This is a genomic window from Bartonella bacilliformis KC583 (assembly GCF_000015445.1).
GTDB lineage: Bacteria > Pseudomonadota > Alphaproteobacteria > Rhizobiales > Rhizobiaceae > Bartonella > Bartonella bacilliformis.
On sequence record NC_008783.1, the window covers coordinates 698,205 to 724,102 of the forward strand.

The 25,898-nt window shown below is 39.9% G+C and carries 36 protein-coding genes; 31 read left to right on the forward strand and 5 right to left on the reverse strand.

What is annotated here, in order from left to right; all coding sequences use genetic code 11:
• Window positions 1-89 precede the first annotated feature (89 nt).
• Together BARBAKC583_RS03325 and BARBAKC583_RS03330 are read left to right on the forward strand one after the other, a co-directional pair.
• Window positions 90-665: a DUF2497 domain-containing protein gene (locus BARBAKC583_RS03325; protein ID WP_005766870.1), complete on the forward strand. Its 576-nt coding sequence runs from the start codon at window positions 90-92 to the stop codon at window positions 663-665.
• A gap of 163 nt (window positions 666-828) precedes the next feature.
• Window positions 829-3,555, forward strand: coding sequence for a valine--tRNA ligase (locus BARBAKC583_RS03330; protein WP_005766872.1), 2,727 nt, complete (start codon window positions 829-831; stop codon window positions 3,553-3,555).
• A gap of 567 nt (window positions 3,556-4,122) precedes the next feature.
• Here BARBAKC583_RS03330 and BARBAKC583_RS03335 read toward each other — a convergent pair.
• The 5 genes from BARBAKC583_RS03335 to xth all read right to left on the reverse strand — a co-directional run bounded on the left by BARBAKC583_RS03335 (window position 4,123) and on the right by xth (window position 8,314).
• Window positions 4,123-4,869 (reverse strand): amino acid ABC transporter ATP-binding protein, encoded by a 747-nt coding sequence (locus tag BARBAKC583_RS03335; RefSeq protein WP_035453066.1) that lies wholly within the window; start codon window positions 4,867-4,869, stop codon window positions 4,123-4,125.
• An 11-nt stretch (window positions 4,870-4,880) separates the two neighbouring features.
• Window positions 4,881-5,597 carry an amino acid ABC transporter permease gene (locus BARBAKC583_RS03340; RefSeq protein WP_005766875.1) on the reverse strand — a complete coding sequence of 239 codons (717 nt, stop codon included), beginning with the start codon at window positions 5,595-5,597 and terminating at the stop codon, window positions 4,881-4,883.
• Between the two features lies 1 nt (window position 5,598).
• Window positions 5,599-6,351 (reverse strand): amino acid ABC transporter permease, encoded by a 753-nt coding sequence (locus BARBAKC583_RS03345; RefSeq protein WP_005766877.1) that lies wholly within the window; start codon window positions 6,349-6,351, stop codon window positions 5,599-5,601.
• Between the two features lie 145 nt (window positions 6,352-6,496).
• Entirely contained in the window at window positions 6,497-7,405 is a 909-nt protein-coding gene (locus BARBAKC583_RS03350; protein ID WP_011807349.1) for a transporter substrate-binding domain-containing protein, read from the reverse strand.
• A gap of 117 nt (window positions 7,406-7,522) precedes the next feature.
• Complete coding sequence (gene xth / locus BARBAKC583_RS03355) at window positions 7,523-8,314, reverse strand: exodeoxyribonuclease III (RefSeq protein WP_005766882.1); 792 nt, start codon at window positions 8,312-8,314, stop codon at window positions 7,523-7,525.
• Window positions 8,315-8,795: 481 nt separating this feature from the next.
• Between xth and rpsL the strand changes: the two genes are divergently transcribed.
• The 29 genes from rpsL to rpsK all read left to right on the forward strand — a co-directional run bounded on the left by rpsL (window position 8,796) and on the right by rpsK (window position 25,852).
• Window positions 8,796-9,167, forward strand: a complete 372-nt coding sequence (gene rpsL / locus BARBAKC583_RS03360) for a 30S ribosomal protein S12 (RefSeq protein ID WP_005766884.1) — start codon at window positions 8,796-8,798, stop codon at window positions 9,165-9,167.
• 31 nt (window positions 9,168-9,198) lie between these two features.
• Window positions 9,199-9,669 carry a 30S ribosomal protein S7 gene (gene rpsG / locus BARBAKC583_RS03365; protein WP_005766885.1) on the forward strand — a complete coding sequence of 157 codons (471 nt, stop codon included), beginning with the start codon at window positions 9,199-9,201 and terminating at the stop codon, window positions 9,667-9,669.
• 29 nt (window positions 9,670-9,698) lie between these two features.
• Window positions 9,699-11,783: an elongation factor G gene (gene fusA / locus BARBAKC583_RS03370; protein WP_005766888.1), complete on the forward strand. Its 2,085-nt coding sequence runs from the start codon at window positions 9,699-9,701 to the stop codon at window positions 11,781-11,783.
• 64 nt (window positions 11,784-11,847) lie between these two features.
• Window positions 11,848-13,023 carry an elongation factor Tu gene (gene tuf / locus BARBAKC583_RS03375; protein ID WP_005766892.1) on the forward strand — a complete coding sequence of 392 codons (1,176 nt, stop codon included), beginning with the start codon at window positions 11,848-11,850 and terminating at the stop codon, window positions 13,021-13,023.
• A 68-nt stretch (window positions 13,024-13,091) separates the two neighbouring features.
• Window positions 13,092-13,400, forward strand: a complete 309-nt coding sequence (rpsJ, locus tag BARBAKC583_RS03380; RefSeq protein WP_005766894.1) for a 30S ribosomal protein S10 — start codon at window positions 13,092-13,094, stop codon at window positions 13,398-13,400.
• A 27-nt stretch (window positions 13,401-13,427) separates the two neighbouring features.
• Complete coding sequence (gene rplC / locus BARBAKC583_RS03385) at window positions 13,428-14,168, forward strand: 50S ribosomal protein L3 (protein WP_005766896.1); 741 nt, start codon at window positions 13,428-13,430, stop codon at window positions 14,166-14,168.
• Entirely contained in the window at window positions 14,168-14,788 is a 621-nt protein-coding gene (gene rplD / locus BARBAKC583_RS03390) for a 50S ribosomal protein L4 (protein WP_005766898.1), read from the forward strand. The genes rplC and rplD overlap by 1 nt, the downstream gene beginning before the upstream one ends.
• The gene (locus BARBAKC583_RS03400; RefSeq protein ID WP_005766900.1) at window positions 14,785-15,078 is read left to right on the forward strand and encodes a 50S ribosomal protein L23; all 294 of its coding nucleotides are present in this window, start codon (window positions 14,785-14,787) and stop codon (window positions 15,076-15,078) included. Before rplD ends, BARBAKC583_RS03400 begins: the two co-directional genes overlap by 4 nt.
• A gap of 14 nt (window positions 15,079-15,092) precedes the next feature.
• Window positions 15,093-15,926: a 50S ribosomal protein L2 gene (gene rplB, locus BARBAKC583_RS03405; protein ID WP_005766902.1), complete on the forward strand. Its 834-nt coding sequence runs from the start codon at window positions 15,093-15,095 to the stop codon at window positions 15,924-15,926.
• A gap of 15 nt (window positions 15,927-15,941) precedes the next feature.
• Entirely contained in the window at window positions 15,942-16,220 is a 279-nt protein-coding gene (gene rpsS, locus BARBAKC583_RS03410; protein WP_005766905.1) for a 30S ribosomal protein S19, read from the forward strand.
• A gap of 2 nt (window positions 16,221-16,222) precedes the next feature.
• Window positions 16,223-16,612, forward strand: coding sequence for a 50S ribosomal protein L22 (rplV, locus tag BARBAKC583_RS03415; protein WP_005766907.1), 390 nt, complete (start codon window positions 16,223-16,225; stop codon window positions 16,610-16,612).
• Window positions 16,612-17,322, forward strand: coding sequence for a 30S ribosomal protein S3 (rpsC, locus tag BARBAKC583_RS03420; RefSeq protein WP_005766909.1), 711 nt, complete (start codon window positions 16,612-16,614; stop codon window positions 17,320-17,322). The genes rplV and rpsC overlap by 1 nt, the downstream gene beginning before the upstream one ends.
• Before the next feature lie 36 nt (window positions 17,323-17,358).
• Window positions 17,359-17,772, forward strand: a complete 414-nt coding sequence (rplP, locus tag BARBAKC583_RS03425) for a 50S ribosomal protein L16 (RefSeq protein ID WP_005766912.1) — start codon at window positions 17,359-17,361, stop codon at window positions 17,770-17,772.
• A 12-nt stretch (window positions 17,773-17,784) separates the two neighbouring features.
• Entirely contained in the window at window positions 17,785-17,985 is a 201-nt protein-coding gene (rpmC, locus tag BARBAKC583_RS03430; RefSeq protein ID WP_005766913.1) for a 50S ribosomal protein L29, read from the forward strand.
• Between the two features lie 11 nt (window positions 17,986-17,996).
• A complete protein-coding gene (gene rpsQ / locus BARBAKC583_RS03435) occupies window positions 17,997-18,239 on the forward strand; it encodes a 30S ribosomal protein S17 (protein WP_005766915.1) in 243 nt (80 codons plus the stop codon).
• A gap of 148 nt (window positions 18,240-18,387) precedes the next feature.
• Complete coding sequence (gene rplN, locus BARBAKC583_RS03440) at window positions 18,388-18,756, forward strand: 50S ribosomal protein L14 (protein ID WP_005766917.1); 369 nt, start codon at window positions 18,388-18,390, stop codon at window positions 18,754-18,756.
• A gap of 12 nt (window positions 18,757-18,768) precedes the next feature.
• Window positions 18,769-19,083 carry a 50S ribosomal protein L24 gene (rplX, locus tag BARBAKC583_RS03445; protein WP_005766919.1) on the forward strand — a complete coding sequence of 105 codons (315 nt, stop codon included), beginning with the start codon at window positions 18,769-18,771 and terminating at the stop codon, window positions 19,081-19,083.
• Window positions 19,076-19,633, forward strand: coding sequence for a 50S ribosomal protein L5 (gene rplE / locus BARBAKC583_RS03450; protein ID WP_005766936.1), 558 nt, complete (start codon window positions 19,076-19,078; stop codon window positions 19,631-19,633). The genes rplX and rplE overlap by 8 nt, the downstream gene beginning before the upstream one ends.
• 24 nt (window positions 19,634-19,657) lie before the next feature.
• A complete protein-coding gene (gene rpsN, locus BARBAKC583_RS03455; protein WP_005766938.1) occupies window positions 19,658-19,963 on the forward strand; it encodes a 30S ribosomal protein S14 in 306 nt (101 codons plus the stop codon).
• 14 nt (window positions 19,964-19,977) lie between these two features.
• A complete protein-coding gene (gene rpsH / locus BARBAKC583_RS03460) occupies window positions 19,978-20,376 on the forward strand; it encodes a 30S ribosomal protein S8 (RefSeq protein WP_005766940.1) in 399 nt (132 codons plus the stop codon).
• A 38-nt stretch (window positions 20,377-20,414) separates the two neighbouring features.
• Window positions 20,415-20,948: a 50S ribosomal protein L6 gene (gene rplF, locus BARBAKC583_RS03465; RefSeq protein ID WP_005766942.1), complete on the forward strand. Its 534-nt coding sequence runs from the start codon at window positions 20,415-20,417 to the stop codon at window positions 20,946-20,948.
• Window positions 20,949-20,960: 12 nt separating this feature from the next.
• Window positions 20,961-21,323 carry a 50S ribosomal protein L18 gene (gene rplR / locus BARBAKC583_RS03470; protein WP_005766945.1) on the forward strand — a complete coding sequence of 121 codons (363 nt, stop codon included), beginning with the start codon at window positions 20,961-20,963 and terminating at the stop codon, window positions 21,321-21,323.
• Between the two features lie 111 nt (window positions 21,324-21,434).
• Window positions 21,435-22,004: a 30S ribosomal protein S5 gene (rpsE, locus tag BARBAKC583_RS03475; protein WP_005766947.1), complete on the forward strand. Its 570-nt coding sequence runs from the start codon at window positions 21,435-21,437 to the stop codon at window positions 22,002-22,004.
• Between the two features lie 32 nt (window positions 22,005-22,036).
• Window positions 22,037-22,243: a 50S ribosomal protein L30 gene (gene rpmD, locus BARBAKC583_RS03480; protein ID WP_005766949.1), complete on the forward strand. Its 207-nt coding sequence runs from the start codon at window positions 22,037-22,039 to the stop codon at window positions 22,241-22,243.
• Window positions 22,244-22,270: 27 nt separating this feature from the next.
• Window positions 22,271-22,735, forward strand: coding sequence for a 50S ribosomal protein L15 (gene rplO, locus BARBAKC583_RS03485; protein WP_005766951.1), 465 nt, complete (start codon window positions 22,271-22,273; stop codon window positions 22,733-22,735).
• 128 nt (window positions 22,736-22,863) lie between these two features.
• On the forward strand, window positions 22,864-24,210 hold the full coding sequence (secY, locus tag BARBAKC583_RS03490) for a preprotein translocase subunit SecY (RefSeq protein WP_005766957.1): 1,347 nt from the start codon (window positions 22,864-22,866) through the stop codon (window positions 24,208-24,210).
• Window positions 24,207-24,785 (forward strand): adenylate kinase, encoded by a 579-nt coding sequence (locus BARBAKC583_RS03495; RefSeq protein ID WP_005766958.1) that lies wholly within the window; start codon window positions 24,207-24,209, stop codon window positions 24,783-24,785. The genes secY and BARBAKC583_RS03495 overlap by 4 nt, the downstream gene beginning before the upstream one ends.
• 186 nt (window positions 24,786-24,971) lie before the next feature.
• Window positions 24,972-25,340 (forward strand): 30S ribosomal protein S13, encoded by a 369-nt coding sequence (gene rpsM, locus BARBAKC583_RS03500; RefSeq protein ID WP_005766959.1) that lies wholly within the window; start codon window positions 24,972-24,974, stop codon window positions 25,338-25,340.
• 122 nt (window positions 25,341-25,462) lie between these two features.
• Window positions 25,463-25,852, forward strand: a complete 390-nt coding sequence (rpsK, locus tag BARBAKC583_RS03505) for a 30S ribosomal protein S11 (RefSeq protein WP_005766960.1) — start codon at window positions 25,463-25,465, stop codon at window positions 25,850-25,852.
• Window positions 25,853-25,898: the final 46 nt, after the last annotated feature.

Consider the following 25,898-nt stretch of genomic DNA (forward strand, 5'->3'; position numbering starts at 1 on the left):
TCAGTATGAAGAGATGTGTTAATTGTGTAATTATTTTGTTAAACTGATATAATGGTTTTTGTTTTTGCATTTTTGAGAGGTGTTTAGATATGGTACAAAGTTCGAGTGCATTGCGTGAGCCAAGTATGGATGAAATTTTAACATCTATTCGTGAAATAATCGAAGAAAATGCAATTCAGGCTGATCAGATTTCAAATAAAGTCGTTGTGACCAATTCTTCTTCTGAAAAGAGCTCAACAGTACCACTAGAAGGGCTTGATGAGGCAGCTTTATCTGTTGATGATGCAATAAAAACTTTAGCGGATCGTATTGGTATTTCCTCTGATGATGAGGATTTATCTTTTGCGCATATGAAAAATAATGCGGAAGTAGAAAATAATACAAAATATGGTACAGTTGGTTTGGATATGCAAAAGATGAAATTTTCCTCTGAAGAACAGATGTCTGTTCATAAAACAGGACAGGACGATACCCGTGGATCTCAGCAAGGGGATACGATTTCTGATTATGTAGGATCGTCTGCGCGTTTTGTTTCTTCTGCGGAGAAGATTGCGGAAGATATATTACGTCCAGCTATAGCGGAATGGTTACAGCGTGAATTACCCGTTGTTCTTGAGAGAATTTTGCGTGAAGAGATCGTTAAGATAATTAAAAAATTACCTTAAATGCTAGGTAGTTATTATTTTTAGCGGTCTGAATTTTATTTACCATGAAAAGCGATTTTTCAGTTTTGCAAGCTGTTTTAAGTAGGTAACTTATAAATCATGTGATTAAGTATTCAGTTATAAGTTGTACTTTTGGGGCGCGCTGTAACAGGTGGATAGAAAAATGCTAGAAAAAACCTATAACGCTGCTGCTGTAGAGTCACGTATTGCGAAGCAGTGGGAAACGCGTGGTGCTTTTAAAGCAGGAGCAGGTTCAAAATCATGCACAGAAGCTTTCTGTGTTATGCTTCCGCCACCAAATGTAACGGGCTCATTGCATATGGGGCATGCATTAAATGCAACAATTCAAGATATTATGGTGCGTTTTCAGCGGATGCATGGCAAAAATGTGTTATGGCAGCCTGGCATGGATCACGCAGGGATTGCAACGCAAATGGTGGTTGAGCGTCAACTTGCAGAGCGTCAGGAACCAACTCGTCAAGAAATGGGGCGAGAAAAATTTATTGAGCGTGTTTGGAAATGGCGCCATGAGGCTGGTAATGTCATTTCTAGTCAACTGCGGCGTCTTGGTGTTTCGTGTGATTGGTCGCGTGAGCGCTTTACAATGGATGAAGGTTTGTCAGAGGCTGTTCGTGAGGTTTTTGTTAGGCTTTATAAGCAAGGGTTAATATATAAGGACAAGCGTCTGGTTAATTGGGATCCAAAATTATTAACAGCTATCTCGGATCTTGAAGTTGAGTCAAAAGAAATTCAAGGTCATTTATGGCATTTTAGGTATCCGCTTGAAGGTAAAATTTTTGATCAAGATGATCCTACAACTTTTATAACAATTGCAACAACACGTCCTGAAACAATGCTTGGTGATACAGGAATCGCAGTTAATCCTAGAGATCATCGTTATAAAGATCTCATAGGTAAAAATGCTATTTTACCATTTGTGGGTCGTAAATTGTTGATTGTTGGTGATGATTATGCTGACCCTGAAGAGGGAAGCGGTGCTGTAAAAATCACGCCGGCACACGATTTTAATGATTTTGAAATTGGGAAAAAGAATAATTTACCTTTGATCAATATTTTTACGCAGAGAGCTAAAATCTTTTTGCGTGATAATGAAGCATTCTTTGATGGTTTGGTTGTGTCGGATCAATTAAAAGAGTTGGTAAAGAATGTAGATCAATCTGATCGTTTTGTTGCGCGAGATAGAATTGTTTCTCTTATGGAAGAAGGAGGGTATTTGGTAACAGTTGATGATCATTTGCATACTGTTCCTCATGGTGATCGAAGTGGGGTTCCCATTGAACCGCTTCTAACAGATCAATGGTATGTCAATGCTGCGGAATTAGCGAAGCCAGCGATAGAGGCTGTTCATCAGGGAAAGATGCATTTTGTTCCAGATAGTTGGAAAAAGACCTATTTCAATTGGATGGAAAATATTCAACCGTGGTGTATTTCTCGCCAATTATGGTGGGGACATCAGATTCCTGCTTGGTATGGTCCTGATGGTACGATTTTTGTTGAAAAAAATGAAGAAGAGGCATTAGCTTCAGCTTTGTCTTATTATGGCACAGAAGTTAAATTAACTCGTGATCAGGATGTTTTGGATACTTGGTTCTCATCAGCTCTTTGGCCTTTTTCGACTTTAGGTTGGCCTCATAAAACTAATGAATTAACGACATTTTACCCAACATCTTTATCGGTTACCGGATTTGATATTATTTTTTTCTGGGTTGCTCGTATGATGATGATGGGTATTCACTTTATGGGTGAGGTGCCTTTTCCAATCGTTTATGTTCACGCTCTTGTACGGGATGCGCATGGCGCGAAGATGTCAAAGTCTAAAGGAAACATTGTTGATCCATTAGAGCTCATTGATCAATATAGTGCAGATGCGTTGCGTTTTACCTTAGCGATTATGGCAGCGCAAGGTCGTGATGTAAAACTTGATCCTTCCCGTATTGCGGGTTACCGCAATTTTGCTACAAAATTGTGGAATGCGGCTCGATTTGCAGAAATTAATAACGTTAAGCATGATTTAGCGTTTAAGCCAGAACAAACAAAACTTGCATTTAACCGTTGGATTTTAACAGAATTATCTAAAACGGTTTCGATAGTAACTTCTAGTATTGAAAATTATAAATTTAATGAAGCTGCTAGCGCACTTTACCGATTTATTTGGAATGCATTATGTGATTGGTATCTTGAATTTCTTAAACCTATATTTCAGGGAGGAGATGAAGATTCTAAGAAAGAAGCACAAGCATGTACTGCTTGGGTGCTAGATGAGGTTTATAAGCTTCTCCATCCTTTCATGCCCCATATAACAGAAGAGTTGTGGTCGCTTACAGCAATGCCAGGTACGAAGCGTGAAGATATGTTGGCATTAACACAGTGGCCACAGATAATCTTTTCAGATGAAGAAGCTGCAGCTGATGTTAATTGGCTTATTGATGTTATTAGTGGTATTCGCTCTATTCGCTCTGAGATGAATATTCCAGCAGCTGCACTTGCGCCTCTTGTTATCATCACAGAAGGCGGGGAGGAAATACAGGAACGTGTACAACGTTATGAGGCTATTCTTAAGAGGCTAGCACGCGTTGAGACAATTTGTTTTTCTAATAAAATTCCAGAAGTATCAGCCCAAATTATTCTAGGAAAGGAAACTTTTTGTTTATTGTTGGGGCAGTTGATTGATTTAGATGCTGAACGTGCACGCTTGATAAAAGATATCAGTAAAATCGAGCAAGATATTGAAAAAATATCAATTAAATTAAACAATCCAAAATTTGTAGAAAATGCAAAACTAGAAATTGTTGAAAGTGAACGTAAAAGAATCCTAGAATTGCATGCTGCAAGAGAAAAGGCTTCTGTTGCTTTAGAGCGGCTGGCTTAGTTATTTTCTGATTCATTATTATATTATCGTAACAAATTTGAGATTTTTAATGCTTTATTTTTATCGTTGGAAAACATTTCAAATGTGTATGCAAAAATTCATGATTAGCACGTGACAGTGAGATGAAGTCAGGTATTTTGATAATAAAAATAATGGATGCTATAAGTGAACAATAGCTGTGAGGGTTTTTCTTAAAAAATGTTTTAAAGGAAGGGGATGAAAAAAATCTTGAGCAGGTAATGCAGTGATATTCGCCTGCAACCAAGAAAAAAAATTTCTTGCTCAGACTATGCCTGGAAATATGGTACTAAAAAAATAGCTCGTTGTTCAGAAAATTAATTTCAATTTACAATAAAGCCAGTACAGGAGACAAAAATTAGTTTCATTCTATCTATGAAAGGTAAATTTTTGCTATTGATGGCAAACTTAAAATAGAATGCGTGGCAAAAGTTGTTGGATAACTGATTATAAGAAAGCAGCTTGTTAGTTGTGTATTTGGGCGTAGAAATTTAGCCTTTTATTTATAGGGTCTGTAATATAGAGATAGCCCAAACACAACATCGCAATTTAATGACTGAGAATTTTTGATAAAAACTCTTGCGCACGCGGAGTTCTATTCTGTGGGTTAGAGAAAAACTCTTCAGATGAACAATCTTCGAGAATCGCCCCTTGATCCATAAAAATTATTCGCTTCGATACTTTCTGTGCAAAACTCATTTCATGAGTTACACAAATCATTGTCATGCCTTCCTCTGCTAAGCCCGTCATGACGTCTAATACTTCACTTACCATTTCAGGATCTAAAGCAGAAGTTGGCTCATCAAAAAGCATAACAAGCGGATCCATGGTTAAAGCACGAGCAATAGCAACGCGCTGTTGTTGACCTCCAGAAAGTTGACCAGGGTATTTATCTTTATGTTCAATAAGCCCAACACGTTCAAGATATAACAAGCCGCGCTCAAGTGCTTCTTTTTTGCTACGCTTTAAAACCTTAATTTGTGCAATTGTTAAATTTTCTGTGACGGATAAATGTGGAAAAAGTTCAAAATGTTGAAAAACCATCCCTACATGACTACGTAGTTTAGGTAAATTTGTTTCTTTTGAGTGCACTGGTATTCCATTAATCCAGATTTCACCTTTTTGAAAAGGTACCAGAGCGTTAATAGTTTTAATAAAGGTTGATTTACCTGATCCCGATGGTCCGCAAACAACTACAACCTCTCCCTTATCGATATTGGTGGTGCAGTTTTTAAGAATATTAACTTCGCCGTACCAGTTGGAAACATTTTTAATTTGGATCATATGAGTAGACATTTTTTTTCCTGTTAGCGGATAATGGATATTTTTTTCTGTAGATACAAAACTATCTGCGATAATGTAAAGCAAATGCCGAAGTAAAAAACGGCTGCTAAAATATAGGCTTCTGGTTTCACACCAAAATTGTTAGAAACAAGATCAAAGCCATTTAAGAGACTATTACCACTGATTGCATAGACAAGAGTTGTATCCTGAAAAAGGATAATAACCTGTGTTAAAAAGACTGGAAGCATATTTCTAAAAGCTTGGGGAAGAATCACAATATACATATTTTGCCAATATGTCATTCCAAGTGCGTGTCCTGCTTGTTTTTGCCCTTGCGAAATTGAGTGTATGCCGGCGCGCATAATTTCTGCAAAATAAGCAGCTTCAAATGCAGTAAAGGTAATGATTGCTGAATTATTGGCACCGATTGATGTGCCGATCAAGAAAGGCAAAAGCACAAAAAACCATAAAATAACCATGACAAGAGGTATTGAGCGCATGGCAGTTATGTAAATTGCAGCAAACCAGGAGAAAGGTTTAATAGAAGAAAGTCGCATCATTGCCAATAATACGCCGAAGATAAGTCCAAATATTGTTGCTACAAATGTTAGAAAAACACTAAAAAGCAGACCTGAAAGAATATAAGAACGGAATATTTCAAAAGTAAAAAATGAAAAATCAAAGCTTGAAAACTCAAAAGGAAAATAAGACCAAAAATTAGAGCTCATGAAATCTATCATATCAACGCTCCTGTGTCTTTAAATTAGGAATTTTAAGCATTTTCTCCATTATTGCCATCATAACAAATATGAACAATGATATGATAATATAGAGAATTGTAACTAACATGTAATTTTCATAAACATGACTTACTTCCTCAATCGTTTGATATTGAAATTGCATTAGTTCATGAATAGAAACGGCGAATGCTATAGATGAATTTTTTACTATACCCATTGCTTCTGAGGTAAGGGGTGGCAAGATAGTACGAATAGCACGCGGTATCATAATATAGCGATAACTTTGATAAGTAGTAAATCCTATTGCCATGGCTGCATAACGTTGTCCAGAAGGGATAGATTCAATTCCTGAGCGAACCTGTTCTGCGATACGTGCGGATGTAAAAAAACCTAAAGCACAGGTTATTAATATAATTGGTGAAAAATTCATTGCTGGTGGATAAATTTTAGGGACGACAAAGTACCATAAAAATACTTGTACCAGCAAAGGAATGTTACGCATAATTTCTACCCAGATTCCGCCTATAGCGCGAAATGTGTTATTGATTACGGAAGTATTAGGCAGAGTACGCACTGTTCCTATAACAACACCGACAAATACAGCTAATATTAATGAAGAAATAGAGAGTACAGCTGTATTTTTGAAGCCATCAAGAAGTGTATCCAAATAGGTATGACTTATACCAGATGTCCCAAGACATCCAGCTACTGGCATTTGAGTAAGATCATCTAAGCAAAGGAAAGAAAAGTCCATTAATCGATATTTCCTAAAGTTAGTCAGTCATCGCTTGAATTAGGATGAAAAAATTAATCATATTTACATATGCTAAACGTGTTGAAAAATTAACGCAGAAACAACCACACTTAAATCTCAGAGAATGTGGTTGTTCTTTTAAATTTTATAGGCTGTTTTCTGTATAATCTTCTTTAGGTTTATTGTTGGGATTTTCCCAAGCATGTCTTATTGATTCTGATAAAGGAAGACCTACAACAGTATTTGTAGGAGGGATTGGTTCCATAAACCATTTGTTGTATAACTTTTCAAGTGAACCGTCTTTAATTTGGCTTACGATACTATCATTGATTGCTTGTTCAAAATTTTTATCCTCTAATCGGAGCATACAAGCAATAGGTTCAACTGAAAGTACAGCATCAAGAATCATATAATCAGATGGATTTCTTGATCTAGAGATACTTCCAGCAAGAATTGAAGAGTCCATAATAAACGCGTCAGCACGGCCGGATTCTAATAACAAAAAGCTATCTGCATGATCTCTGCCATTAATGACTCTGAAGTTAATGTTTTTTGCACGTCCATTTTGACGAATAAGCTGAACAGCTGTTGTTCCGGTGGTCGTAGCGATTGTTTTTCCATTTAAATCTTGGATAGATTTAATGCCAGAGTCTTTTTTAACAGCAATTCGAACTTCTTCAACATAAGTTGTATAAGCAAATGCTACAGATCTCCCACGGGCAGTATCGTTTGTTGTAGAACCACACTCAAAATCATAAGTATTATTTTGCAACAGAGGAATTCGATTTTGTGATGTGATAGGAAGATAACGAATTCTGATTGGTTTTCCAATTTTTTTTGAAATGTCATTAATAATGTTTTCTGCCATTTCTGTATGAAATCCTGTATATCTACCATTACCAAGTGCATAAGCTAAACCGGAAGATTCGCGAACACCTAAAGTGATTCTTCCTGTTTGTTTAATTCTCTCAAGTGTATCATTTTGAGCGTGCGCGACACTCACTATCAACCCAATGATGGCTGTTGTAATCAATACTGATAGTGATCTCCTCATTACTTCCTCCGGTTATTTTATTTTTTGCTATTGCCTTTATGATATTCTTTCGCACGCTATGTAGCATGTTTTTATTTGAGGTGGGATATTTTTTTACTTATTCCCGTGAAACAAACATTACATCTGTAAGTTATAATCGAGTTCGATCCAAACAGGCGTGTGATCTGAGGGGTTTTTATAGCCTCTCACCTCTGTTTGGCTGTAAGCGCAGATAAGCTGATCAATAGCTTCTGATGATAATAAGAAGTGATCAATACGAATGCCATTATTTTTAAACCATGCACCAGCTTGAAAATTCCAGAAACTGAAAGAGGGATCCTCTGTAACACTGCGTAAAGCATCATAAAAACCTAAATGAATGATGCGTTGAAATGCTTGTCTTGTTTGAAGAAGAAATAAAGCATCATGTTTCCATTCTTGAGGATTTTTTGCGTCTGATAAAGTTGGAATAACGTTATAATCACCTGCTAAAATGAGAGGCTCTTCGTATGTAAGTAATGATTTTGCATGTGTATATAGTCTTTCCATCCATTCCATTTTATAAAGATATTTTTCACTATTGATGGGGTTTCCATTTGGAAGATAAACAGAAGCTATACGGATAGCTCCTTTGTTTGTTGAGTAAACAGCTTCAATATAACGCGCTTGTTCATCATTATTATTGCCTGGCAAATGAGTGATAATTTCATCAGGTCTTTTTTTAGAAAGAATTGCGACGCCATTGAATTTTTTTTGACCGTGTGTTTCTATGTGATAACCAAGGCTTTCAATTGTATCGCGTGGAAAATTTTCATCAATCGTTTTAGTTTCTTGTAAGCAGACTATATCGGGTTGATTTTGCTGTAGCCACTTACAAAGTGTTTCATGTCGTGCTTTTATTCCAGCAATATTCCATGTTGCAATTCTCATAATATTAGCTTTAAGCGTCATGTGTGCAATTGGCAAGTATTATGTAGAAGTGATACAATCACTCCCAACATATTGTAGCTGTTCTTCGTATACAGAATTATTACAGCCGATGGTAGCGGCTTAAAAGCTAAATTTATATATGTTGCAATATCACTTTATTTTTATTTTAATAAACTTTCTATTGTTTGGCACTTGACGGATGTATATGTTCTCGCTATTAGAAACCGTCATAACCGATGTGAGAGTCACTAATGTTTAAGCATTAGTTTTAAATTCGCCTCAGATGAGGTTTATGAAAGTTTAGAAAAATGCTAGTGTAAGAGGCTTTTGCCTCCTCTGCCTGTGATCGGGTGAGCTGTTAATCAGTCCTACCCGATTTTTTGCATCGGTTAAGCATTTATTCCAGTTGTGCTGGGGTGAATTGGACGTGAAGAGGCCCAAGTTGGGCGAGACGAATGAAGATTGTAAAAAGGAAGGTTGTATGCCTACCGTAAACCAGTTAATTCGCAAACCGCGTGTAGTTCCGGTTAAGCGTAATAAGGTTCCTGCCCTTCAGGCAAATCCACAGAAACGTGGTGTTTGCACCCGTGTATATACGACAACACCGAAGAAGCCGAATTCTGCCCTTCGTAAAGTTGCTAAAGTTCGTTTAACAAACGGATTTGAGGTGATTGGTTATATTCCTGGTGAGGGACATAACCTTCAAGAGCACTCTGTTGTGGTGATTCGTGGTGGTCGTGTGAAGGATTTGCCAGGGGTCCGTTATCACATTATTCGTGGTTTGCTTGATACGCAAGGTGTTAAAAATCGTAAACAGCGCCGTTCGAAGTATGGCGCAAAGCGTCCGAAATAAATTGAGAGATAGAGCCTGAGAGATAGAACCAATGTCCCGTCGTCATAGAGCAGAAAAGCGTGAAATTAATCCGGATCCTAAATTTGGTGATGTGGTTATTACAAAATTTATGAATGCCATTATGTTTGATGGTAAAAAGTCGGTTGCTGAACGTATTGTTTACGGTGCACTTGATGTGGTGGAAGGGAAAGTGAAAACGGATCCAGTAGCGTTGTTTCATCAGGCGTTAGAAAATGTTGCTCCTCATATTGAGGTTCGTTCACGTCGTGTTGGTGGTGCTACTTATCAGGTTCCGGTAGATGTTCGTCCGGATCGTCGTCAGGCACTTGCTATCCGTTGGTTAATTAAAGCAGCGCGTGGGCGCAATGAGACGGCGATGATTGATCGTCTTTCTGGTGAATTGGTGGATGCAGCGAATAATCGTGGTACTGCAGTGAAGAAGCGTGAAGATGTTCACCGTATGGCTGAAGCTAATCGTGCATTTTCGCATTATCGTTGGTAGGTGTATTTTAAAGATCTAAGGCAGATAGAATGGCTCGCGAATATAAAATCGAAGACTACCGTAATTTTGGTATTATGGCGCATATTGATGCTGGTAAAACCACAATGACTGAGCGCATTTTGTTCTATACGGGTAAAAATCATAAAATCGGTGAGACGCATGATGGTGCTTCTACGATGGATTGGATGGAGCAAGAGCAGGAGCGTGGTATCACGATTACATCTGCTGCAACGACAACCTTTTGGAAGGGGCGTGATGGTCGAAAGCGGCGTTTTAATATTATTGATACGCCTGGGCACGTTGATTTTACAATTGAGGTTGAGCGTTCTTTGCGTGTTCTTGATGGTGCAATAGCGTTGTTAGATGCTAACGCTGGTGTGGAACCTCAAACGGAAACTGTTTGGCGGCAGGCTGAAAAATATCATGTGCCGCGCATGGTTTTTGTTAATAAGATGGATAAAATTGGAGCTGATTTCTATCGTAGTGTAGAAATGGTTGGTTCGCGATTGGGTGCTAAGGCGCTTGTTGTGCAGTTGCCGATTGGTTCCGAAAATGATTTTCAGGGTGTTATTGATCTTGTTGAAATGAAGGCGTTAACCTGGGATGGCTCCATTGGTGCATCGGCAATAGTATCTGAAATTCCAGCTGAATTAAAAGAAAAAGCAGAAGAATATCGTGAAAAGCTGATTGAGATGGCGGTTGAAGTTGATGAGGCTGCGACAGAGGCTTATTTAGAAGGTATTATGCCAACCAATGAGCAGCTTGAGGCTCTTATTCGTAAGGGAACGATAGAAGTTCAATTTCATCCAGTTCTTTGTGGTACGGCTTTTAAAAACAAAGGGGTTCAGCCACTTTTGGATGCTGTTGTTTCTTATCTTCCTTCACCAGTTGATATTCCAGCTATTGGTGGTATTGATGTTAAGACTGAAGCTGAGACAGTGCGTGAATCTTCGGATAATGCTCCACTTTCTATGCTTGCTTTCAAAATTATGAATGATCCATTTGTTGGTTCGTTGACTTTTTGTCGCATTTATTCTGGTAAAGTTCAAAAAGGTATTTCTCTTGAAAATACTGTAAAAGGAAAAAGAGAGCGTTTGGGGCGTATGCTTCAAATGCATTCAAATTCTCGTGAAGATATTGAAGAAGCGTTTGCAGGTGACATTGTTGCTCTTGCTGGGCTTAAGGAAACGACAACAGGTGACACTCTTTGTGATCCGTTGAAACCTGTTATTTTAGAACGAATGGAGTTTCCGGAACCTGTTATAGAAATTGCAATTGAGCCAAAAACAAAGGCAGACCAAGAAAAAATGGGTATTGCGCTTAATCGGTTGGCGGCAGAAGATCCCTCATTTCGTGTTAAGTCAGATGAAGAATCTGGTCAAACGATCATTGCTGGAATGGGTGAGCTTCATCTTGATATTATTGTCGATCGTATGCGGCGTGAATTTAAAGTTGAAGCTAATGTGGGGCAGCCTCAAGTTGCTTATCGTGAATCGATTACGAAAGTTGCTGAAATTGACTATACTCACAAAAAGCAATCTGGTGGTTCTGGACAGTTTGCTCGTGTGAAGATTGTTTTTGAACCTCATGATGGTGATGATTTTGTGTTTGAGTCAAAGATTGTTGGTGGTGCTGTTCCTAAAGAGTATATTCCAGGTGTTCAAAAGGGAATTGAAAGCGTTATGGGATCAGGTCCTCTTGCAGGCTTCCCTATGCTTGGTGTAAAAGCTACTCTTATTGATGGTGGCTATCATGATGTTGATTCTTCTGTTTTGGCTTTTGAAATTGCTGCACGTGCAGCATTTCGAGAAGGAGCAAAAAAAGCTGGTGCACAGCTTCTTGAGCCAATTATGAAGGTAGAGGTTGTTACGCCTGAAGATTATGTTGGTGATGTGATTGGTGATTTGAACTCTCGTCGGGGACAGATTTCTGGTACTGAAGCTCGTGGTATTGCTACAGTAGTGAATGCAATGGTTCCTTTGGCAAATATGTTCGGTTATGTAAATACGCTTCGCTCAATGAGTCAGGGGCGTGCTCAATATACAATGCAGTTTAGTCACTATGAACCTGTTCCTTCGGTTGTAGCTCAGGAGATTCAAAAGAAATACGCGTGATTTTTGGGTTGCGCATTAACTTTAAACTTAGTCCTTGGTTGGGATAAAAATATGGAGAGCTCAAATGGCAAAGAGCAAATTTGAACGTACGAAGCCGCATGTTAATATTGGCACGATTGGTCACGTTGACCATGGTAAGACGTCATTGACAGCAGCGATTACGAAGTATTTTGGTGAATTTAAAGCCTATGACCAAATTGATGCGGCCCCTGAAGAGCGGGCGCGTGGGATTACCATTTCTACTGCACATGTTGAATATGAAACAGATCAGCGTCACTATGCGCATGTTGATTGTCCTGGGCATGCAGACTATGTGAAGAATATGATCACAGGGGCAGCGCAAATGGATGGTGCTATTCTGGTGGTTTCTGCGGCAGATGGTCCAATGCCTCAGACCCGTGAGCATATTTTGTTAGCGCGTCAGGTTGGTGTTCCTGCGATTGTTGTTTTTTTGAATAAAGTTGATCAGGTTGATGATGCTGAGCTTTTGGAACTTGTTGAGCTTGAGGTTCGGGAGCTTCTTTCAAAATATGATTTTCCAGGGGATGATATACCGATTGTTAAGGGGTCAGCATTAGCTGCTCTTGAAGATTCGGATAAAAGCATAGGAGAGGATGCTGTTCGTCTTTTAATGAGTGAGGTTGATAGATATATACCGACCCCTGAGCGTCCAGTTGATCAATCATTTTTGATGCCGATAGAGGATGTGTTTTCGATTTCAGGGCGTGGAACGGTTGTAACCGGTCGTGTTGAGCGTGGAGTTGTTAAAGTTGGTGAAGAAATTGAGATTGTAGGGATACGTCCAACGTCTAAGACGACGGTTACTGGTGTTGAGATGTTTCGCAAGCTTTTGGATCAAGGTCAAGCCGGTGATAATATTGGTGCATTGCTTCGTGGTATTGACCGTGAGGGGATTGAGCGTGGTCAGGTTTTAGCGAAACCTGGTTCCGTGACTCCGCATACCAAATTTAAAGCGGAAGCTTATATTTTGACGAAAGACGAAGGGGGACGTCATACGCCGTTTTTTACGAATTATCGTCCTCAGTTTTATTTTCGTACGACAGATGTGACAGGGATTGTTACGCTTCCTGAAGGAACAGAAATGGTTATGCCTGGTGATAATGTTGCGATGGATGTATCTTTGATTGTTCCTATTGCCATGGAAGAGAAGCTTCGTTTTGCGATCCGTGAAGGGGGGCGTACTGTTGGGGCTGGTATCGTTTCTAAAATCATCGAGTAATTAGAATAATTGTTTAGGAGCGCCTTTATTTTTTTTAAGGCATTTCGCATAACAGGGAAATGAAGAGCATGAATGGTCAGAATATCCGCATTCGCTTAGAAGCGTTTGATCATCGGATTCTTGACGTGTCAACACAAGAGATTGTGTCGACCGCCAAGCGTACTGGCGCCAATGTCCGTGGTCCTATTCCGCTTCCAACGCGGATTGAGAAGTTTACGGTCAATCGTGGGCCACATATTGATAAGAAGAGTCGTGAGCAATTTGAGATGCGCACTCATAAGCGTCTTCTTGATATCATTGATCCAACGCCGCAAACGGTAGATGCACTAATGAAGCTCGATCTTTCTGCTGGTGTAAATGTTGAAATCAAGCTCTGAGGTTTGAGAACAGAAGGAACAAACCCGATGCGTTCAGGTGTAATAACACAGAAGTTGGGCATGACCAGTATCTATAATGACACTGGTGAAAGAGTGCCCGTAACAGTGCTTCGTTTAGAGAATTGTCAGGTTATTGCTCAGCGTACAGTTGAAAAGAATGGTTATACTGCTGTTCAATTAGGTGTAGGGCTTGCAAAATTTGAAAAAACCTCAAAAGCTCTTCGTGGGCACTTTTCTAAGGCTTTAGTTGAACCTAAGGCTAAAATAGTGGAATTCCGTGTTAGTTCCGATAATCTTCTTGATGTCGGTACTGAGATTACGGTAGAGCATTTTGTTCCTGGGCAAAGAGTCGATGTAACAGGAACGAGTATAGGTAAGGGTTTTGCCGGCGTTATGAAACGGCATAATTTTGGTGGGCATCGTGCTTCACATGGTAATTCAATTACACATCGTGCTCATGGTTCGACAGGTCAGTGTCAGGATCCAGGTAAGGTGTTTAAAGGTAAAAAAATGGCTGGCCATATGGGGCAGGTGCGTGTAACAACACAAAATGTTGAAGTTGTTTCTATAGATGTTGATCGCGGTTTAATTTTGGTGCGTGGTGCTGTTTCTGGTTCTAAGGGGGCTTGGGTTTTAGTTCGGGATGCCGTAAAAAAGCGTCTTCCTGATAATGCTCCAAGACCTGCTGGTGTTCGCAGTCCTGCTAATGTGAAAGTGAAGCCGGCGACTCCAATAGCAGAAGTCTCTGTAGCTGAGGGAGTCGAATAATGGATCTTATAATTAAAACTCTTGATGGTAAAAAAACTGGTGAACTAAGTGTTTCCGAGCATGTTTTCGGTCTTGTTCCGCGAGAAGATATTTTGCAGCGTGTTGTTCGTTGGCAGCTTGCACGTCGTCAAAAGGGAACGCATAAGGTACAGGGGCGTTCTGATATATCCCGAACTGGGGCAAAAATGTATAAGCAAAAAGGAACAGGGCGTGCTCGGCATTCATCTGCTCGTGCTCCACAGTTTCGAGGTGGTGGTAAGGCACATGGTCCAGTAATACGTAGTCATGCTCATGGCCTTCCTAAAAAAAGTCGTGCACTTGGGTTACGTTTAGCTCTGTCAGCGAAGTTTAAGGCAAATGACTTAATTGTAATTGATGAGTTTAATCTCCAAGATCCTAAAACAAAAGTACTTGCTACGAATTTTTCTAAACTTGGTTTTAATAATGCCTTATTGATTGGTGGCAAAGAGATTGATGTGAATTTCTTTCGCGCAGCATCTAATATTCCTAATATTGATGTTTTGCCTATTCAAGGAATTAATGTTTATGATATTCTACGTCGCAGCAAGCTTGTTTTATCAAAAAAAGCTGTTGAAGCCCTTGAGGAGCGTTTCAAATGACGAATCTTCGCCATTATGATGTAATTGTCAGTCCAGTTATCAGTGAAAAATCAACTATGATTTCTGAATATGATCAGGTTGTCTTTAATGTTGCATTAAAAGCGACAAAACCGCAGATTAAGGCTGCTATTGAAGCGCTTTTTGGTGTTAAAGTCAAAGCGGTTAATACGATAACTCGTAAAGGTAAAATGAAGCGCTTTAAAGGCATTGTTGGTCGGCAAAGTAATATAAAAAAGGCGATTGTGACGCTAGTTAAAGGTCAATTAATTGATCTTTCTACAGGTCTTTAGGGAGACTCGGAAACATGGCACTTAAGCACTTTAATCCAACTACGTCTGGGCAGCGACAACTTGTAATTGTGGATCGCTCTGGTCTCTATAAGGGTAAACCTGTAAAAACGCTGACAGAAGGTTTGTTATCAAAAGGTGGGCGTAATAATTCCGGTAAAATTACTGCTCGTTTTCAAGGGGGGAGACATAAGCGTAGTTATCGATTTATTGATTTTAAGCGTCTCAAACTTGATGTATCTGCAAAGGTTGAGCGTTTGGAATATGATCCAAATCGTACAGCGTTCATTGCATTAATTCGTTATGAAGATGGACAATTGAGTTATATTCTCGCGCCGCAACGTCTTGATGTTGGTGATACTGTTGTTGCTGGTTTAAGTGTTGATGTTAAGCCTGGTAATGCGATGCCTCTTGGTAATATGCCGGTAGGTGCAATAGTTCACAATGTTGAAATGAAACCTGGAAAAGGTGGTCAGATTGCGCGTTCAGCAGGGGCTTATGCACAATTAGTTGGACGAGATCAAGGAATGGCTATTCTTCGGCTCAATTCTGGAGAACAGCGTTTAGTTTCTAGTAATTGTTTTGCGACTGTTGGTGCTGTTTCAAATCCTGATCATGGAAATATTAATGATGGCAAGGCTGGTCGTTCACGTTGGCGTGGGAAGCGTCCACATGTTCGTGGTGTTGCTATGAACCCGGTTGATCATCCACATGGTGGTGGTGAAGGTCGTACGTCGGGTGGTCGTCATCCAGTGTCTCCTTGGGGTAAGCCTACGAAAGGTAAGCGTACACGCTCCAATAAAGCCACTGATAAGTTTATTATGCGCTCGCGTCATCAGCGCAAAAAATAAGAGAGGTAGTCTAAAGTGGTTCGCTCAGTTTGGAAAGGTCCGTTTGTTGACGGCTATCTTCTTGGAAAAGCAGAGAAGGTCCGTGCAAGTGGGCGTAACGAAGTTATTAAAATTTGGAGTCGTCGCTCTACTATTTTGCCGCAATTTGTTGGTTTGACTTTTGGCGTCCACAACGGCAATAAGCATATTCCTGTTTTTGTTTCTGAAGAAATGGTTGGGCATAAATTTGGTGAGTTTGCTCCTACTCGGACCTATTATGGACATGGTGCAGATAAAAAGGCGAAGAGGAAGTAATAATGGGTAAAGCTAAGGTTCTGCGCCAGCTTAAAGATAATGAAGCGAAAGCTGTTACTCGGATGATTCGTGTTAGTCCGCAAAAGCTCAATTTGGTCGCTGCAATGATTCGTGGTAAGAAAGTTGATGTAGCGCTAGCTGATTTGATGTTTTCGCGTAAGCGTATTGCACAAACAGTCAAGAAAACTCTTGAGTCAGCGATTGCAAATGCAGAAAATAATCATGATCTCGATATTGATTCGTTAATCGTTTCAGAAGCACATGTTGGTAAATCAATTGTGATGAAGCGTTTTCATGTTCGTGGTCGTGGGCGTGCTAGTCGAATTGAACGTCCATTCTCGCATCTTACTGTTATTGTTCGTGAAGTTATTGAAAAAGGGGAGGCTGCATAATGGGTCAGAAAATTAATCCAATAGGGCTTCGTCTCGGAGTTAATCAGACTTGGAGTTCACGCTGGTATGCCGATAGTGGTGAATATGGGCGTCTCTTGCATGAAGATTTAAAAATTCGTTCATACGTAATGGAAGAATTGAAACAGGCAGCTATTTCTAAGGTTATTATTGAACGCCCTCATAAGAAGTGTCGTGTAACTATTCATTCTGCGCGTCCTGGTCTTATCATTGGTAAAAAGGGTGCTGATATTGAGAAGCTCCGTCATCAGCTTTCGGAAATGACAAATGCTGAAACTTCGCTCAATATCGTTGAAATTCGTAAACCAGAAATTGATGCGACAATCATTGCGCAATCAGTTGCTCAGCAGCTTGAACGCCGTGTTGCTTTCCGACGTGCTATGAAGCGTGCTGTTCAATCAGCTATGCGTCTTGGAGCCGAAGGTATTCGTATTAACTGTTCTGGTCGTCTTGGTGGTGCTGAAATTGCTCGTATGGAATGGTACCGCGAAGGTCGTGTACCACTTCATACTTTGCGTGCTGATGTTGATTACAGCACAGCAGAGGCTAGGACTGCTTATGGTGTTTGTGGTGTTAAAGTTTGGGTCTTTAAGGGTGAAATCCTTGAGCATGATCCAATGGCTTCGGAGCATCGTGCTACGAGGAATGATAATTCAAGTTCTTCATTGAACCGCCGCCGTGAAAGTGTTTAATTTTTATGATTAAAAAAGGATTTGGAGTAAAGAGCAATGTTGCAGCCAAAGCGCACAAAGTTCCGTAAGCAATTCAAAGGTCGTATTCACGGTGCTTCGAAAGGTGGTACGGATTTGAATTTTGGTGCTTACGGCCTGAAGGTTGTCGAGCCAGAGCGTATTACTGCGCGTCAAATTGAAGCAGCTCGTCGTGCAATTACACGTTACATGAAGCGTTCTGGTCGTGTATGGATACGTGTTTTCCCAGATCTTCCCGTTACATCTAAACCAACTGAAGTTCGTATGGGTAAAGGTAAGGGAAGTGTTGACTATTGGGCAGCACGTGTTGCGCCTGGGCGTATTATGTTTGAGCTTGATGGTGTTCCTGAAGATGTTGCGCGTGAAGCTCTTAGGTTGGGTGCTGCAAAGCTACCTATTAAGACTCGTTTCATTCAGCGTATTGTTGAGTAAAGAGGTTAAACGATGAAAGCCAAAGAATTACGAGCACAAACGCTCGATCAAATAAAGGATGGATTGGCTAGCTTAAAGAAAGAGCAGTTTAATCTGCGATTTCAAAAGGCAACAGGGCAGTTAGAAAAAACTGCACGTGTTAAGCAAGTTCGCCGTGATATTGCACGTATTAAAACTTTTTTTCGTCAAAAGATGGATGAAAGCAAAGCTTAAGGAAATAAGAGATGCCTAAACGCATTTTGCAAGGCGTTGTCGTTAGCGACAAAAGTGATAAGACTATTATTGTTAAGGTGGAGCGCCGTTATTCTCATCCGCTCCTTCAGAAGACAGTTCGGCAGTCTAAGAAGTACAAGGCGCATGATGAGAACAATCAATTCAAAATTGGAGATCAGGTTTCTATTCAGGAATCTAGGCCAATTTCGAAAGATAAGCGTTGGATTGTTGTTAAAGACAGTGTAGTGTGTTAAATAAACTGTTTAATTGGTTTAAAATTTATCATTGATTTTATTTCTATTGGTAAATTTTTCTAGCAATAACTACGCTGTCATTTGGCGGGCAAATCCAGGTATGTTAACAGCATGACTGGATGTGGATATTAAGAAGAGGTGGCCAGTTATGATTCAGATGCAAACAAACCTCGACGTTGCAGATAATTCTGGTGCGCGTCGTGTCATGTGCATCAAGGTGCTAGGCGGTTCAAAGCGGAAATATGCTTCGGTCGGCGACATTATTGTCGTTTCGGTTAAAGATGTTATTCCTCGTGGCCGCGTAAAAAAGGGTGACGTGATGAAGGCTGTGGTGGTTCGTACCGCTAAAGATATTCGTCGCGCAGATGGTAGTGTGATTCGTTTTGATAGGAATGCTGCTGTTCTAGTTGATAACAAAAAAGAGCCGATCGGTACACGTATCTTTGGACCAGTTCCTCGCGAACTCCGTGGTAAAAACCATATGAAGATCGTTTCACTCGCTCCTGAAGTATTATAGGAGGCGAATATCATGAAGAAGATTCGAAAAGGTGATAGAGTTGTTATTTTATCTGGTAATGATAAAGGGCGTAGCGGTGAGGTTATAAAAGTGAATCCAGGAGAGAGTAAAGCTCTTGTTCGTGGAATTAATATGGTTAAACGTCATCAGCGCCAAACACAAAAGCAAGAAGCTGGAATTATTTCTAAAGAAGCTCCTATTCATTTATCTAATTTGGCGATTGCTGATCCTAAAGATGGTAAGCCTACACGTGTGGGCTTTCGTATGAATGCAGATGGTGGTAAGGTTCGTTTTGCCAAGCGTTCAGGAGAATTGATTGATGGCTGAAGAAAAACAAAAGCCGCGCATGAAAGTGCATTATGTTGGAGTCATTCGTAAAATACTTCAGGAGAAATTTCATTATAAAAATGAAATGCAGATTCCGCGCGTTGATAAAATTGTGATCAACATGGGAATTGGTGAGGCAACTTCCGATTCCAAAAAACCATCTATTGCAGCTGGAGATTTGTCATTAATAACAGGTCAAAAGGCTGTTGTGACTTATGCAAGTAGCTCTATTGCAGGCTTTAAAGTTCGTGAAGGAATGCCACTTGGAGCTAAAGTTACCTTACGTAAGGATCGTATGTTTGAGTTTTTGGATCGTCTTGTCACGATTGCACTTCCACGGGTTCGTGATTTTCGTGGTCTAAATCCAAAAAGCTTTGATGGTCGTGGCAATTTTGCTATGGGTATTAAAGAGCACATTGTATTTCCAGAGATTAACTATGATAAAGTTGATCAAATTTGGGGCATGGATATTATCGTTTGTACGACAGCAAAGACGGATGATGAGGCGCGTGAATTATTGCGTGCATTTAATTTTCCGTTTCGTTCGTAACGGCAAATGTAGCGAGGTAAAGTTATGGCTAAAGTAAGTGCCGTTGAGAAGAATAAGCGTCGCGAAATGATGGCGAAGCGTTATGCTGCGCGTCGTGCGCGTTTGAAAGCGATTGTGATGGATCAGAAGGTTTCGCTTGAAGAGCGATTTAAAGCTTCTATTCAATTGGCGGAATTGCCACGTAATTCTGCAAGGGTTCGTGTTCGTAATCGTTGTGAGGTTACTGGTCGTCCACGGGCTTATTATCGTAAATTACAAATGTCACGTATTGCATTGCGTGAACTTGGTTCTCTGGGGCATATTCCCGGTGTTGTTAAGTCTAGTTGGTAAGAGGAAGTTACAAAATGTCTATGTCAGATCCTCTTGGTGATATGTTAACACGTATTCGTAATGCTATTAGTCGAAAAAAGAGCAAGGTGGTTACTCCTGCTTCTAAGCTTCGTGCTCGGGTTCTTGATGTTCTTAAGTTAGAAGGTTACATCTGCGGCTATAATCAGATTGATTCTGGTAACGGAAAATTTGAATTTGAAATTGAGTTAAAATATTTTGAAAATTCTTCTGTTATTCGTACAATTTCACGTATTTCGAAGCCTGGTCGTCGTGTATATGTCTCTACTAAGTCTATTCTTCAAGTAGCAAATGGTCTTGGTATTTCGATTTTGTCGACTCCTAAAGGAGTGATGACGGATCATGAAGCGCGTGAGCAGAATGTTGGTGGAGAGCTTCTCTGTCGTGTTTTCTGATCGATTGTAAAAAAACAGAAGAAAAGCAGGTTAAAACAATGTCTCGTATTGGAAAAAAGCCCATTCCGGTTCCTTCTGGAGTCACTGCTTCTATTGAGGGTCAGCTCATTAAGGCAAAAGGTCCCAAAGGTGAACTGAGCTACATCGTGAATGATGAGGTTTTGGTTAAACTTGAGGATAATATTGTATCGGTTACACCGCGTGATCAATCAAAAGATGCTCGTTCTAAATGGGGTATGTCACACTCAATGATTAGAAATATTTTTTGTGGTGTGAAAGATGGATTTGAAAAGAAGCTTGAAATAAGCGGTGTTGGTTATCGTGCTGCTTTGCAGGGTAAGAATATTCAGTTGTCTCTAGGTTTCTCTCACGATGTTGTTTATAAAGTACCGTCTGATGTGTCTGTGGCAGTTCCTAAACCAACAGAAATTGTCGTTTCTGGAATTGATAAGCAGAAAGTTGGGCAAATTGCAGCGGAAATTCGTGGATATCGCGGGCCTGAGCCTTATAAAGGAAAAGGTATTAAATATGTGGATGAGAGTTTAGTCCGTAAAGAAGGTAAAAAGAAATAGGGATTTCGCATTATGGTTTCATCTAAAGAGATTATTCAGCATCGTGCAAAGCGCGTTCGTCGTCAAATTAAAGCCGCTGCTAATGGTCGTCCGCGGCTTAGTGTTTACCGTTCGAATCAGAATATTTATGCTCAAATTATTGACGATGTGCGTGGGTGTACACTTGCTTCTGCATGTACTCTTGAAGAGGGAATGAAAAAATCTTTAAGAAGTGGTTCTGATAAAAAGGCTGCTTTCGCTGTTGGTAAATTAATTGCTGAGCGCGCAAAAAAATCTGGTATTAATGAAGTTGTTTTCGACCGTGGGGCTTATGTTTACCATGGTAGGGTGAAAGCTTTGGCTGAAGCTGCTCGTGAAGGCGGTTTGAGTTTTTAGGGTATTCTTAGAGCTCTAGGTAAGGAGATATTTGGGGTATTTCGTGTGAGTTCCTCTAGTTTTTATTGGAACTTTGTTGGCGTGCTTCCGGAAAAAAAGAAGGAATGAGGAATGGCACAGAAAGAACGCAGTGATCACAATGATAGCGATGAACGTCGAAATGAAAGCGGCGGTGAATTTATTGATAAGCTTGTTCACATTAATCGTGTTGCCAAGGTTGTGAAAGGTGGTCGACGTTTTGGTTTTGCTGCTCTTGTTGTTGTTGGAGACCAAAAAGGGCGTGTTGGCTTTGGTCATGGTAAAGCCCGTGAAGTTCCTGAGGCAATTCGTAAAGCTACAGAATCTGCAAAGCGTGAAATGATTTATGTTCCACTTCGGTCTGGGCGTACATTGCATCATGATGTTGAAGGTCGTCATGGAGCTGGTCGTGTCTTATTGCGTTCAGCTTCTGCAGGTACGGGTATTATTGCAGGTGGTTCAATGCGTGCTATTTTTGAAACTCTTGGTATGCAAGATGTTGTTGCAAAATCATTAGGATCATCGAATCCTTATAATATGGTGCGTGCGACTTTTGATGCATTGAAGCGTCAGATGCATCCTAGGGATATTGCCGCACAGCGTGGTATTAAATATTCTACTTTGCAAGCACGTCGTCAGTATATAGTTGGTATGGAAGAGTAATTTTTGAGGCTGATTAGAAGAGGAATTGAAAAATGGTTCAAAAAAAGTCTCAAGTTAGCAAAATTATAACGGTAGAACAGATTGGAAGTCCAATTCGGAAACCGAAGATTCAGCGTTTAGCGTTGAAGGGGCTTGGGTTGAATAAAATGCATCATCGTCGTGTTTTAGAGGATACGCTTTGTGTACGGGGTATGATTGCTAAAGTTCGGCATCTTGTTCATGTTGTAAGTGAAAATTAAAAATTAAAGATTGCAGGAGTGTAGGATATGAAGCTCAATGAACTGCGTGATCATGAAGGGGCAACAAAAAATCGCAAGCGTATTGGACGTGGCATTGGTTCAGGTACTGGTAAAACTGGCGGTTGTGGTGTTAAAGGGCAAAAATCGCGTTCAGGTGTATCTCTGAATGGGTTTGAAGGTGGGCAAATGCCTATTTATCGTCGTTTGCCAAAGCGTGGATTTAAAAATTTATTTGCTAAGACTTATAATGAAGTTTCATTAGGTCGTATTCAATTGGCGGTTGATGCAGGAAAATTGAATATTGAAAAATCAGTTGATGTTGCTGCGCTAAAAGATGCAGGTATTATTCGCCGTTTTAAAAATGGCGTTCGTCTTCTCTCCGATGGTGAATTAAAGTCCAAAATTGTATTTAATATTTCTGGTGCTTCTAAGGTTGCTCGTACTAAGATTGAAAAGGTAGGTGGTCAGATTAATGTTCCTGAATCTATTTGATAATTTTTAAATGCTGTTATGGATTTTAGTCTAAAGGGTGTGTTTTGCATTGGTTCGTTTATGACAGTGCGAATTTTAGGGTTATGCTCATATAGGTAGGGAATTGGGGTATAAACTGGAGAAATTCTATGGCATCAGCTGCAGAGCAACTTGCTTCCAACATAAATTTCAGTACTTTTTCACGTGCGACTGAATTAAAGAAACGCATTTGGTTTACTCTAGCTGCGCTTCTTGTTTATCGTTTTGGTACTTATATTTCTATTCCTGGTGTTAATATTGATACTTTACGGCAAACGTTTGAACATCATGCCTCTGGTATGCTTGGATTAGTCAATATGTTTGCTGGAGGAGCTGTTGGTCGTATGGCAATTTTTGCTCTGGGTATTATGCCATATATATCAGCGTCGATTATTGTGCAGTTATTAACTTCGATTGTTCCCTCATTGGAATCTCTTAAAAAAGAAGGTGAGTTAGGTCGTAAGATCATCAATCAGTATACACGTTATGTTACAGTGATATTAGCGCTTGTACAAGCTTTTGGTGTTGCGGTTGCTCTTGAAACTGGTATAGGAACAGGGCTTCAAATTGTTGTAGAGCCGGGTCTTATGTTTCGTTTTTCTGCTGTTATTACGCTTGTTGGCGGAACAATGTTTTTGATGTGGCTTGGTGAACAGATTACATCACGTGGTGTTGGTAACGGGATTTCTCTTATTATTTTTACAGGTATTGTAGCTAATTTTCCTTCTACTTTTGCCCAGCTTTTGACGGCTCATAGTCAAGCTGATTTATCAACTTTTTTATTAATAGGGATTATTATTATTGCCGTTTCTGTTGTTGGTATTATTGTTTTTGTAGAGCGTGCACAGCGGCGAATTCTTATTCAATATCCAAAGCGTCAAGTTGGTAATCAAATGTTCCAAGGCGATGTGTCGCATCTTCCTTTAAAGCTGAATACTGCTGGTGTTATTCCACCCATTTTTGCTTCATCTTTGTTATTGTTACCTGCAACTATTAATAATTTTTCTGATCAAATGCCAGAATGGATTCAGTCTGTTTCTTTTTCTCTTAGTCATGGACAACCACTTTATATGATTATTTATGCGGCTTTAATAGCATTTTTTTGCTTTTTTTATACAGCTATTGTTTTTAATCCGAATGACACAGCTGATCAGTTAAAAAAGCATTCTGGCTTTATTCCTGGGATTCGCCCAGGCAAACGTACAGCTGAATATATTGATTATGTTTTGACGCGTATTACTGTTATTGGAGCGATCTATATTATTTTGGTTTGTTTGTTGCCTGAGTTTATGATTTCAGCGCTGCATGTTCCATTTTATCTTGGTGGTACATCGTTACTCATTGTTGTTAATGTTACACTTGATACAGTTGCTCAAATTCAAGGGCATCTCGTTGCTCATCAATATGAGGGATTAATTAAAAAATCAAAACTCCGTAAAGGTAGAATGAATCGATGAGAATTATTCTTTTGGGACCTCCTGGAGCTGGTAAAGGAACACAGGCAAGGATGTTGATGGAGAGGTATAATATTTCTCAACTTTCAACAGGGGATATGCTCCGTGAGGCTATCGAAAAAGAAACAGAAATTGGTAAACAAGCTAAGATTTTTATAGAGTCAGGTGCTTTGGTACCTGATTTCGTCGTTAATCAAATTGTATCAGATCGTATTGGTGAGGGTGATTGTGTGAGCGGTTTTATATTGGATGGATATCCGCGCACTGTAGGTCAAGCAGAAGCATTACAACGTATTTTGCAATCGAAAAATATGCAACTTAATGCTGTCATTGAGCTGATTGTTGATGAAGATGCGCTAATTGAACGAATAAAAAAACGTGTTGAAGAAGTAGTAGCCGTTGGTGGGAAAATTCGTTCAGATGATAATCCTGATTCTTTTGCAAAGCGATTGTTAGAATATCGTGAAAAGACAGTTCCTTTATCAAAATTTTATTCAAATATAGGGTTGTTAAAGACAGTTGATGGGATGGCCGACATTGCTGATGTATCGCGTGCAATTAATGCTATCCTTGAATAAGGAATTTTTTAGAAGTAAATGAAAAGAGTTGACTTTTGCGGTAAAATCTATCAGAAATATCCTTTGATTTGCTTTAGAGAAAATAATAGGATTCGGGGTGTATGTAAACCCGATCCGCTTTTTGTTTGTATAAGGTGCTTTAAGTGCTTTATATTTTGTTTTTTAACGTAATAAAGGAGAGTAGGCGTGGCTCGTATTGCTGGCGTCAATATCCCGACAAATAAGCGCTTGGTTATAGCGCTTCAATATATACATGGGATTGGGGAGAAGTTTGCTCACAAAATTATCGAAAAGGTTGGGATTCCAGCAGAGCGTCGTGTTCATGAGCTTTCAGATTCAGAGATTTTGCAGATCCGTGAAACGATAGATCGGGATTATCAAGTTGAAGGGGACCTTCGTCGTGAAGTTGCTATGAGTGTTAAGCGTTTGATGGATCTCGGTTGTTATCGTGGATTGCGTCATCGTCGTTCTTTACCCGTTCGTGGGCAGCGTACACATACAAATGCGCGAACGCGTAAAGGGCCAGCTAGAGCAATTGCCGGTAAGAAAAAATAATAATATCTTTTGTTTTAAAGATTTTATTTTAACATTCTGTTTTTTATTAAAATTATTAATAAGGGCAAATAAGGTGGAGCTGCTATTACTACGGCAGTGAAGAGGTCGTTGAAAGGAAAGTTATGGCCAAGGAAGCCAAGCGTGTTCGTCGTAGCGAACGTAAAAATATTTCGTCAAGTGTCGTGCATATCAATTCGACATTTAATAATACGATGATTACTATTACTGATTCTCAAGGAGATACGATAGCATGGTCATCTGCTGGAGCTCAGGGATTTAAGGGCTCCCGTAAGTCTACGCCTTTTGCTGCACAGGTTGCAGCAGCGGATTGTGCTAAAAAGGCAGAAGAGCATGGGGTGCGCTCATTGGAAGTCGAAGTGTGTGGTCCTGGATCGGGTCGTGAATCTGCTTTGCGTGCATTGCAGTCTGCGGGGTTTATAATAACTTCCATTCGTGATGTAACACCGATCCCTCATAATGGATGTCGTCCACGAAAAAGGCGGCGTGTTTGATGGGGGGTGTTTCATCGTCGGGGGGTCTCCGGTGTTCACATTGGCC